The 7,061-nt window shown below is 71.4% G+C and carries 6 protein-coding genes; 3 read left to right on the top strand and 3 right to left on the bottom strand.

The annotated features are described in order from the left end of the window. Positions 1-113: 113 nt before the first annotated feature. Positions 114-1,454, bottom strand: a complete 1,341-nt coding sequence (locus ACLD7X_RS06435) for a CPBP family intramembrane glutamic endopeptidase (RefSeq protein WP_425625108.1) — start codon at positions 1,452-1,454, stop codon at positions 114-116. A gap of 197 nt (positions 1,455-1,651) precedes the next feature. On the opposite strand from ACLD7X_RS06435, the gene ACLD7X_RS06430 reads away from it, so the two are divergent. Then, a complete protein-coding gene (locus ACLD7X_RS06430) occupies positions 1,652-3,007 on the top strand; it encodes a histidine phosphatase family protein (RefSeq protein WP_411422690.1) in 1,356 nt (451 codons plus the stop codon). Beyond that, complete coding sequence (locus ACLD7X_RS06425) at positions 3,008-4,345, top strand: amidohydrolase family protein (RefSeq protein ID WP_411422689.1); 1,338 nt, start codon at positions 3,008-3,010, stop codon at positions 4,343-4,345. It begins immediately after the preceding gene. Here ACLD7X_RS06425 and lepB read toward each other — a convergent pair. Next, on the bottom strand, positions 4,281-5,033 hold the full coding sequence (gene lepB, locus ACLD7X_RS06420; RefSeq protein WP_411422688.1) for a signal peptidase I: 753 nt from the start codon (positions 5,031-5,033) through the stop codon (positions 4,281-4,283). The two genes, ACLD7X_RS06425 and lepB, sit on opposite strands and share 65 nt — an antisense overlap. A 73-nt stretch (positions 5,034-5,106) precedes the next feature. Here lepB and ACLD7X_RS06415 point away from each other — a divergent pair, with 73 nt between their 5' ends. Next, positions 5,107-6,708, top strand: coding sequence for a hypothetical protein (locus ACLD7X_RS06415; RefSeq protein WP_412007043.1), 1,602 nt, complete (start codon positions 5,107-5,109; stop codon positions 6,706-6,708). Here ACLD7X_RS06415 and ACLD7X_RS06410 read toward each other — a convergent pair. Beyond that, complete coding sequence (locus tag ACLD7X_RS06410) at positions 6,668-7,018, bottom strand: arsenate reductase family protein (RefSeq protein WP_411422686.1); 351 nt, start codon at positions 7,016-7,018, stop codon at positions 6,668-6,670. The two genes, ACLD7X_RS06415 and ACLD7X_RS06410, sit on opposite strands and share 41 nt — an antisense overlap. Between the last annotated feature and the right edge of the window lie 43 nt (positions 7,019-7,061).

The following is a 7,061-nucleotide window of genomic DNA, read 5'->3' as shown; positions in this document are numbered from 1 at the left end:
AGGACCTGCTGGGTGGAAGCCTGCCGAGGCGAGAACGAGGCGACCACGGTCGGAGCCGAACACTGCGCAAGTGAACCACCCCGCCCGCTGGACAGCAAGGCTTTGTGGGCCACTCAGCCAGCCAGCAGCAACAGGTTGGTGAAGGTGAGGCCATTCCAGAGGGCATGCATCAGCACGCAGCTGCCCAGCCGGCCTCCCTGCAGCCGCAGCCAGCCCAGTCCGAGACCGAGCACCACCAGGGGCGCCAGTTCCCCGATGCTCAGGTGGGCCACCCCGAAGATCACGGCGCTCACCACCACCGCCACTCCGCCGCCCCAGCTCCGCCCGAGCACCGGCAGCAGCACGCCCCGGAACAGGGTCTCCTCGAACAGCGGTGCCAGCACCACGGCGGTGATGGCGAAACAGGCCAGGGCCAGGGGCTGGTTGGTGGTGAGCACCAGCTCGAGCAGGGGATTGCTGCCACCCTGATCCCCCAGCAGGTGCTCCGTCAGCCAGCCGACCAGCGCCACCAGCGGCAGCACCATCAGCACCTGTGCCAGTCCCCGCAGCACGGTGCTGGGCAGCGGGCGCCAGCGCCACTGCAGCCATCCTCCTTCGGGACGGCAGGGCTCCAGGGGGCGCAACTGGGCCCAGAGGATGGCCAGGGGGGCGGCCATCAGCCCCAGGTAGAGCACCAGGATCAGCACCCCCTGCTGCAGGGCGGGATCGCCGTCGAGCGCCCGCAGCAGCGGCTGAACGGCGGGAGCGAGCACCAGGGGCACCCCCAGCTCGCCGATCACCACGAAGCCACCGGCGATCAGCAGCGTGACATCCACCGGATCGAGGCTCGGACCCACCAGGGGCTGGGCCGCCGGGGCCCTGCCGCGCAACCGCAGCACACCCTCCCGCAGCAGCAGCCCGGCGCCGGCGAGCAGCAGCAGTCCCGGGGCCCAGCTCACCCCCACGAGGCGCCAGAGCGCCTGTTCCGCCTGCTGCCGATCGGTGCAGCGCTCCGGAGTGGTGCTCAGCGCCTCGCAGACCAGCCGCTCGCTGAGGGGGCTGAGGCTCCAGGGGCTGCTGAGCAGCTCGCGCTCCGCCGCCGGCAGCGGCGCACCCTCCTCGAGGGCGACCACCAGCGGCCGCTGGTCCGGTGGAATCTGCCCGAGCAGCCGCTCCCGCAGCCTGCGGGCCTCGGCCGCCCCCTCGCTGCGGGCCTCCAGCAGTCCCAGCTGGAGCAGGGTCTCCGGCTCCCCGGGCCCCGCCGAGTCCTCCAGCCGGCTGCGCAGATCCTCGCGCAGATCGTCCAGGGGATCCCCGCCGATCAGCGGCTCCTGGAGCGCCGGCGGGAGGGCCGGTTCGGCCAGCGCGGCCAGTTCCAGCTGGCGCTGGTTCAGCACATTGCCGACGGTGGGCTCCTCGAAGCTCTGCAGCAGGCCGTTCACCCAGAGCAGGCCACTGAGCACCAGGCTGAGCATGGCCAGGAGGGTCTTCCAGCCGGGGCTTCCGGGGCCTCGTGGTGACAAGCGCGTCTCCCGCGGTGAGGTGATCCGCCCGATTCTCCCCCTGCAGGGCGGCGGCAGGGGCTCAGGCGCAGAGCCGTGCCAGCGGCCATGGCTGCCCCCAGGTCGCTTCGACGTGCTCCCATACGATGTGGCCGAGCAGCCAGAGGTCCGTGGCCCTTCGGATTGTGTTGGTCCGTCACGGGCTGAGCAGCTTCAATGTCGAGCACCGCATCCAGGGGCGTGATGACCTCTCGGAGCTCACGGCCGAGGGGGAGCGCCAGGCCCTGGCGGCGGGGGAGGCCCTGGCCGACGTGCCCTTCAGCGGGGTCTACAGCTCACCGCTGCGCCGGGCCGCCGACACGGCCCGGCTGATGCTCCAGACCCACGGCCAGGGGCTCGAGGCCAGCCTGGACGACGATCTGATGGAGATCGATCTGGCCCCCTGGAGCGGCCTGTTGCGGCGTGAACTGCGGGAGCGCTTCCCCGAGCAGGAGCAGCGGTGGCGGGAAGCCCCCCAGGAGCTGGTGCTCGAGCGCGCCGACGGCAGCAGCTACCGCCCCCTGCCCGAGCTGATGGTGCAGGCGGATCGCTTCTGCCGGCGGCTGATCGAACGGCATGGCGCAGCCCTCGGGGAGGACGGCCCCGGCGGTGATCCCGCCAGCGTTCTGGTGGTGGCCCACAACGCCATCCTGCGCTGCCTGGTGCTCAGCCTGCTCGGCCTGGAGGCCTCCGGGTTTCGCCGGCTGCGGATCGACAACGGCTCCATCTCGGTGCTCAATCTCAGGGCCGGCGAGCGGCAGCGGCCGGACGTTCAGCTCGAATCGCTGAACAGTTCAGCCCACCTCGGCGATCCGCTTCCGCCCAAGGGGGCCTGTCCCCGCCTGCTGCTGGTGCGGCATGGCGAAACCGACTGGAACCGCCAGGGACGGTTTCAGGGGCAGATCGACATTCCCCTCAATGCCAATGGCCATGCCCAGGCCGAAGCGGCGGGTGCGTTTCTGGCTTCGGTGGCGATCCAGCGGGCCTACACCAGCGCCATGGCCCGTCCCCGCCAGACGGCCGAGGCGATCCTCGCCTCCCATCCGGGGGTGCCCCTGACCAGCACCACCGGCCTGGTCGAGATCGGCCATGGCCTCTGGGAGGGGCGGCTGGAAGGGGAGATCGCCGAGGGCTGGTCCCAGCTGCTGGCCGACTGGAAGCGGGCTCCGGAAACGGTGCAGATGCCCCAGGGCGAGACGATTCACGACGTCTGGCAGCGTTCCCTCAGCACCTGGCAGCGGATCGCCGCGAGCCTCTCCGCCGACGAGACCGCGCTGGTGGTCGCCCACGATGCCGTCAACAAGACCATTCTGTGCGCGCTGCTCGGCCTCACCCCTGCCGACATCTGGATGATCAAGCAGGGCAACGGCGGGGTCACCGTGGTGGACTACCCCAATGGACCTGCCGGAACCCCGGTGGTGGCGGCGATGAACCTGACGGCCCATCTCGGCGGTGTGCTCGACCGCACCGCTGCGGGAGCCCTCTAGGTGGCGGCGGGGCCCCTCTGGCTGCACCGGGTCCAGATCCTGGTGGGTCCGGATCAGGAACCGGTCCGCGCTGGCGATGCCCTCATCGGTGCGGACGGGGTGTTGGAGGCGCTGGGGGCCGAGGCGGTGGCCCGGGCGCGCCAGCTTGACCTGGCACCCACCGAGGCGGGCCCCTGGCTGCTGGCGCCGGTGCTGGTCGATCCCCACAGTGTGCTGGAGGAGCCATGGGCTGGGCCAGCCGAGACCCTGTCGAGCCTGGCGGCGGCCGCCGCCGCCGGGGGCTACGGCACCGTTGCCCTGCTGCCCTGGGCCCGGCCATGGCGGGACCGGCCCGAGCGGCTGGGGCTGCGCTGGGACCCGCCCCTGGAGCTGCGGCTGTGGGGCAGCTTCAGTCGGGATGGCGCCGACGCCGATCTGGCTTGCCACGCCGAACAGATCGAGGCCGGCGCGGTGGGTCTCGCCGCGGCGGCGGAGTGCCCGCCCTGGCCGCTGCTGGAGCGGGGTCTGCTCCTGGCCGAGGCGGGCGACGCCCCGGTCCTGGTGGCGCCCCGTCTCGCCGCCCTCACCAGTGGAGGCTTCGTGCGCGAGGGCGTGGAGAGCCTCAGGGCCGGCTGGCCCCCCGATCCGGTCCACAGCGAGCTTCTGCCGCTCCAGGCTCTGCTCAGCCTTGCCCAGGGCCCTGCAACCCGTTCCCTGGTTTTGATGAATCTCTCCACGGCCGCCGCCGTCGAGGCCCTGGCCGGTTCGCCGCGCCCCCCGGCCGCCACGGTGTGCTGGTGGCACCTGGTGGCGGACAGCGCCTCCCTGGCGCCCACGGCCGAGGGATGGCGGCTGGAACCCTCCCTGGGCACCCCCCGGGATCGTCAGGCCCTGATCGATGCCCTTGCCGCCGGGCTGCTCCAGGGGGTGGCGGTCCACCACCAGCCCCTGGACGCGGAGGAACGGCTGCTGCCGCTGGATCAGCGCCGCCCCGGCGTCGCGGGCCACGGCGGCCGCCATGGCCTGGTCCTGCCCAGCCTCTGGCAGGAGCTGGTCGCCCTCCGAGGCTGGACCCCAGGCCAGCTCTGGCAGGTGCTCAGCTGGGGGCCTTCACGTCTGCTGCGGCAGGAGCCCGAGCAGCTCTCCGTGGGCAGCCGCCGCTGGCTGCTCTTCGATCCCTGGGCCGAGCAGGGCCCGGGAGCGGGCAACGCTGGGACCGGTGGCGGTCCCTCCCTGGCGGCCAATCAGCCGCTGCTGGATCGGCCTCCGCGGGGCATGGTGCGCGCCACGGGCCTCAGGGTTGCCGATCAGTGGCGCCTGGAGCCTCTGCCGCCGGCAGCAGACTCCCCGCCTGCTTGAGGGGATAGAAGCGGAAGAAGGCCCGGCCGATGATCTCCCGGGTGGGCAGGAACGCACCCCCCGGCCAGAAGCGTCCGTCCCAGCTGTTGGCCCGGTTGTCCCCCAGGGTCAGCACATGACCGGCCGGCACGACCGCGTTGATCGTGCGGCAGGGACCCATGCCCTGGCTGTCGACCGGGCAGTAGTTCCGCACGTAGGGCTCGGTGAGCTTCACGCCGTCGATGAAGACCTGGCCCATCGGGTTGACCGTGACCTGGTCACCCGGCAGGGCCACGACCCGCTTGATGTAGGCGTCGCAGGCGGGGTTGGCCAGGCCCGGCAGGGATCCCAGGAAGGGGATGTTGACCATCAGGCAGCGCAGGGGGTTGCGGTCCGTGCCGCTCGCCAGCACCGGGTCGAAGTGGTGGGGCGAGTGGAACACCACGATCTCGCCACGCTGGGGGGCGCGGGTGCGGTAGGTGAGCTTCTCCACCAGCAGCCGGTCCTGGATCTGGAGACCCGGCAGCATCGACCCTGAGGGGATGTAGCGGGCCTCCACGAGGAACTGGCGGATCCCCAGGGCCACCGCCAGGGTCATCAGCACACTGCGCCAGAACAGCCAGGGGCTGTCGCTGTGGCCGGTGGGGGGCCGGCTGCCGGAGGAGGGGGCTGGTCCGGCGGTGTCCACCTCCCTGTTCTGCTCGCTCAACTCCAGGACTCTCCGCTGCGGCATGACGGCTCGGCCACGGCAGATTAGGCACGCCCGAACCCCCGATCGGCTGATGGCCCGCCCGCGATGGCAGCGCGCTTCCACCGTTGACGGGGGGCGCTGGGGGCTGGCCTGGGACCGTTTCGTGGCGCTCTGGGCCACGCTCAACCTCCTCTGGGTGGCCTTCGACATCACGTATGTGCCGCTGCGGACCTTCTGGCTGCAGCGCAACCTCTACCCGATCCCCTCGGTGCCCCTGGTGGTGCCGCTCACCCTCCTGCCGGACATCACCCCCTGGGTGGATCCGATCAAGGGCATCGAGCCCCATCGCCAGACCCAGGCCTACCGCGACCACTTCGAGCGGGTGGACCGGGCCCTGCAGAGCCTGCCGGCCGGCGCCCGGCCCGATGCCACCCAGCGCTCCCTGCTGGACACGCAGGTGGAACTCACGGCGCGGATGATCGATGAGAATCCCTTTCTGGCGTCAGGGAAGTCCGGCACCCTCGAGAAGATCAAGAACCGGCTCGAGAAGCGTGCCGGTCTGGATTCGGGCAAGGACTCCACGGCCCGGCTGCTCAGTGACCCCTGGCTGGCCGACCATCCCTGGTCCGAGGAGCGCCGCTTCTGGACGGAGCAGGTGCTGCCGCTGGTGGAGACGAACTACTGGCGCTCCATCGATGAGAACGGTCGACCCACCGACCACTTCTGGCGGATCGATCTGCTGCTGTTCCAGAGCGTCTTCGCCCTCGACATCCTGCTCCGGGTGGTGCGGATGAAGCGGCGTCTGCCGCGGCTGAGCTGGCGGGATGCCCTGCTGCGCCGTTGGATCGACCTGCCCCTGCTGCTGCCCTTCTGGCGCTGGCTGCGCCTGCTGCCCGTGGTGGAGCGGCTGCAGACGTCCGGCCTGGTGAACCTCGAGCCCCTGCGGGCCGTGGTGAGCCGCGGCGTGGTGGCCCTGCTGGCGGTGGAGCTGTTCGAGGTGCTGGCCCTGCAGCTGCTCGACGGCATTCAGGGGTTGATCCGCTCGCGGCAGTGGCCCCAGCGGATCCGGGCGCTGCGCAGCCACCAGAGCGTGGCCAGCAGCCGCGATGAGCGGGAACTGGCCGAACTGGTGCGGATCTGGGGGCCGCTCCTGCTCAGCCAGGTGGCCCCTCGCCTGGCACCCGAACTGCAGGGGGTGCTGGGGTACACCCTGCGGCAGAGCCTTGACCGCACCGTCGTTCCCCCTCCCCTGCGCCAGCTCCAGCCCCTCCTGCAGGTGGAAACCGGGCTGAGCCGCCAGCTGGCCGCGGGCATGGTCGACAGCCTGCTGGATCTGGCCCGCACCACGGGGAATCGCCTGGCCCAGCGGGATGATCTGCAGGTGGAGCTGCTGCAGCGCTGCATCGACCGCTTCTGGGAGGAGCTTGCCCTGGCTCTGGAGCAGGGCCCGGGGCTCGAGCGCTCCCAGGAGCTGCTCTGCTTGCTGCTGGAGCAGCTGAAGGGCTCCTACCTCAGCCAGATCAGCCGGGCCGGCATCGATGCCCTGATCCGTGAGCTCGATGAGCTGATGGTCGCGGGAGCGGCTGGGGAGACCTCCGGCAGTCCCTCACGACCTTCGCCGGGCTCCCCTTCCCCGGGTTCCGGGGGCGGATTCACGGTGCCAGCAGGGCCTCCTGCCACTCCTCCGGTTTGAAGCCGGTCAGGATCCTGCCATCGTCGCTGATCAGGAACGGCCGCTTGATCAGCTTGCCGTCTGCGGCGAGGGCAGCCAGGGCCTGACCATCGTCCATGGCCTGCACGGCGGCGGAGCCGAGGGCGCGGTAGCTCTGGCCACTGGTGTTGAACAGTCGCTTGCGCCCCAGCTGTTCAAGGGCCTGGCCCAGTTCCTCCAGGGTCGGAGGCTGACGGGTGATGTCGATGGGATCGACGCTGATCGCCCTGTCCCGCAGCCAGGCGAGGGCCTTGCGGCAGGTTCCGCAGGCTGGGTAGCTGTAGAGCTTCATGGCGCCGCGCAGCGGCCGGGCAGCCCCGGCCCAAAGGCCTCCT

Source organism: Aphanothece microscopica RSMan92, from assembly GCF_046613545.2.
Lineage (GTDB): Bacteria > Cyanobacteriota > Cyanobacteriia > PCC-6307 > Cyanobiaceae > NIES-981.
The sequence above is the reverse complement of the archived record's forward strand: the minus strand, read 5'-3'. Positions and strand labels throughout refer to the sequence as shown.

What these genes read in the sequence shown, in the direction of transcription:
- ACLD7X_RS06435 (WP_425625108.1), bottom strand. Translation starts at nt 1,454, where the DNA reads ATGCTCAGCCTGGTGCTCAGTGGCCTGCTCTGGGTGAACGGCCTGCTG.
- ACLD7X_RS06410 (WP_411422686.1), bottom strand. Translation starts at nt 7,018, where the DNA reads ATGAAGCTCTACAGCTACCCAGCCTGCGGAACCTGCCGCAAGGCCCTC.
- ACLD7X_RS06415 (WP_412007043.1), top strand. Translation starts at nt 5,107, where the DNA reads ATGGCCCGCCCGCGATGGCAGCGCGCTTCCACCGTTGACGGGGGGCGC.